This window comes from Flavobacterium turcicum (genome assembly GCF_011365745.1).
Classification (GTDB): Bacteria; Bacteroidota; Bacteroidia; order Flavobacteriales; family Flavobacteriaceae; genus Flavobacterium; species Flavobacterium turcicum.
On sequence record NZ_JAAOBY010000004.1, the window covers coordinates 1 to 3,640 of the forward strand.

Annotated in this window: 1 protein-coding gene; it reads left to right on the forward strand. The window is 38.8% G+C overall.

Features of this window, described 5'->3' with window-relative positions; genetic code table 11:
* The coding region (locus tag G9Q29_RS08260) for a beta strand repeat-containing protein (RefSeq protein WP_394367680.1) at window positions 1–3,640 on the forward strand (3,640 nt) is incomplete at both ends.

The following is a 3,640-nucleotide window of genomic DNA, read 5'->3' on the forward strand; positions in this document are numbered from 1 at the left end:
GGCTTGACATTGAATGCAGACGGTACAATTACGGTGAACCCTAACACAGCGTCAGGCACTTACACAGTTGTTTATGAGATCTGTGAAGTAGGGGCGACCCCGGTAAATTGTAAGCAAGCAACAGCGACAGTAGTGGTGAACAACCCAATTGTAGCAGTAATGGACGGACCAACAACGGTAGCAACAGCTGCAGCCCCAATTATAGTTCAAAACGTAACAGCCAATGATACGTTGAACGGAGTGGTAGTAACAGCTGCTAATACTGATGTAACGCCAGTAACTGCGGGTCCATTAAGTATTGATGCTAACGGAGTATTAACATTAGCGGCAAACACAGCAAGTGGTACTTATACTATTACTTACCAATTATGTGAAGTAGGAGCAAGCCCAGCGAATTGCGATACAGCGACAGCGACGGTATTAGTTGCAAATGTAATTGATGCTATCAATAATACTGCTGTGACCGTCGCTTCTAGTAATACTGTAATTACTGCACTTAATGCTTTAGATAATGACATTTTTAACGGTGTTGCTGCTACAACTATCAATACTAATATAACTGCGTTAACTACAGGTCCATTAAGTATTAATGCTGATGGAATTGTAAGTGTTGCAGCTAATACTCCAAGCGGTACGTATACTATTACTTATCAATTATGTGAAGCTGATCCTTTAACTGGATTAAATGTTTCTCCGTCGAATTGTGATACCGCTACTGCAACAGTTGTGGTGAGTAATTTAATAGATGCAGTAAATGATCCATCTGTTACAATTACTTCAAGTAATACAGTAGTAACGGCTTTAAATGTATTAGACAATGATACAGTTAATGGCATACCTGCTAATATAAATAATACTAATGTAACTCCTGTTTCGGCAGGGCCATTAAGTGTGGATGCTACTGGATTAGTAACTGTGGCTGCTAATACGGCAAGTGGAACATATAGTATAACTTATCAGTTGTGTGAAGCTGATCCGGTAACGGGTTTAAATTTAAATCCAGCAAATTGCGATAATGCAACAGCAACTGTAGTAGTATTAAATGAAATTGTAGCTGTAAATGACGGACCAACAACAGTTGCTTCCGACAATGTTGCTACAGTAGTTCAAAATGTAACTACTAATGATACACTAAATGGTGTAATCGTGACAGGTACTAATACTAACGTGACACCTATTACAACGGGTCCTTTAAGTATTGATGTTAATGGAGTATTAACTCTAGCGCCAAACACCGCAAGTGGCACTTATGCTATTACTTATCAATTGTGTGAAGAAGGTGCTAGTCCAGCTAATTGCGCTACGGCTACAGCTACAGTTATTGTTTCAAATCCTTTGATTGCAGTGAATGATGGCCCAATCACGGTTGCAACAGCTGAAGTACCAAAAATTGTCTTAAATGTTACTACAAATGATACGTTGTACGGAGATTTAGTGACAGATTCAAATACAAATGTAACCCCTTCAACAGTTGGTCCATTAAGTATCGGAAGTAATGGAGAGGTAACTCTTGCACCAAATACACCTTCAGGGACTTATGTCTTACCTTATGAAATTTGTGAGGTTGGAGCAGTTCCTGCTAATTGTAAGACAGCTTCAGCAACAGTTGTAGTGTTAAATGTAATTGTTGCAAATACTGACGAGACAGGTGGTTTGGCAGGAGCAACGACAGGTTCTGTTCTAGGTAACGACACATTTAGTGGAATACCACCGATTAAACCTGGTGATGTAATTTTGACAACTACAATTGCAAATCCTGCATTGACATTAAATCCAGATGGGACCATTACGATAGCAGTAGGAACTCCAGCAGGACCTCAAACTCTCCAGTATCAAATTTGTGAAATCGGATCAACACCGCCAAATTGTAGTACAGCATCAGTAACTGTAAATGTTCAGGAAGCTGCTGTAGACGCTATTGCTGACGATTATACTGCGACTCCTTTTACAGGAGGAAACGGAGGTGTTACAGCCTCAGTATTGAATAATGATACTCTAAATGGCGTTGTGTTAAATCCTTCAGCTGTAATTCTTACATTAAGTGGAACTGCACCAACTGGTTTTGTACTCAATAGCGATGGCACAATTACAGTTCCTGCTGGACAAGTTTCAGGAACATATAACGTATTTTATCAAATATGTGAACGAATAAATCCAACAAATTGTGATATTGCAAATGCTAAGATTCGTATCAGTAATGAAATAATAGCGAGTAATGATACCTTCCCAACTCAAGTGCCAAGTACAACGATTGCTACTACAGTTGGAAATGTACTTGGCAATAACGGAAATGGTTCAGATAACTTAAATGGTAACCCTGTTACAGTAGCAAATACTGATGTGACGCCAATAACTACAGGACCTTTAAGTATTGATGCAAATGGTAATTTAACATTAGCTCCAAATACTGTTTCAGGGACGTATACGATAATCTATCAATTGTGTGAAACTGGAGCAGATCCAATTAATTGCACAACAGCAACTGCAACAGTGGTGGTTTTAAACCCAATAAATGCAATTGATGATGCTCCTGCAGTTGTTAATACTGGTGTAAATTCAAAAGTAATTTTAGATGTAACAGCTAATGATACATTAAATGGAGTTATAGTCACTCCTGCAAATTCTAACGTTACTCCGGTAACCCAAGGGCCATTGAGTATAGATGAAAATGGAATAGTTACTTTGGCTGGAAACACACCAAGTGGTACCTATACAATTGTTTATCAAATTTGCGAAGTAAATCCTTCTAACGGACTAGAAGTAAATCCAAGTAATTGTGATACAGCAACAGCAACTGTTGTGGTTTTAAATCCAGTTGATGCAGTAAATGATCCTGCGGTAACTATTGCTTCAAATAATAGTACAGCAGTGGCTTTAAATGCTCTAACAAACGATACTTTTAATGGTGTCGCTGCAACTACAGTAAATACTAATGTTACTCCTTTAACAACAGGTCCATTAAGTATTGATGCCAATGGAATCGTAAGTGTTGCCGCTAACACAGCAAGCGGAACATATGAAATTACATACCAATTGTGCGAAGCAGATCCAATAACTGGAGCAAATGTTACTCCAGCTAATTGTGATACAGCAACTGCACGGGTTGTGGTTGCAAATGTTATTGATGCTGTTAATGACCCAGCTGTAACAATCGCTTCTAGCAATAATGTTGTAATAGCTTTAAATGCTCTAGCAAACGATACTTTAAACGGTGTTATGGTAACGACGGCTAATACTAACGTTACTGCTTCAACAAGTGGACCATTGAGTATTGATGTTGACGGAAATGTAACGGTAGCACCAAATACAGTTAGTGGAACATATATCATTGTTTATCAATTGTGCGAAGCAGATTCTATCACAGGACTAAATGCTAATCCATCAAATTGTGATACGGCAACTGCAACCGTTGTAGTTGTAAATGCAATAGAGGCTGTTAACGATTCATTTAATACGTCATCACCGTTAGTAAGTACAGTTCTTGGCAGTGTATTGGGTAATGATACAGTAAACGGACAAGTTGCAACGATAGGCAACACCAATGTAACACCGGCAACGAACGGACCATTGAGTATTGATGTTGATGGAAACGTAACAGTAGCTCCAAACACACCAAGCGGAACATATACTTTAACGTATG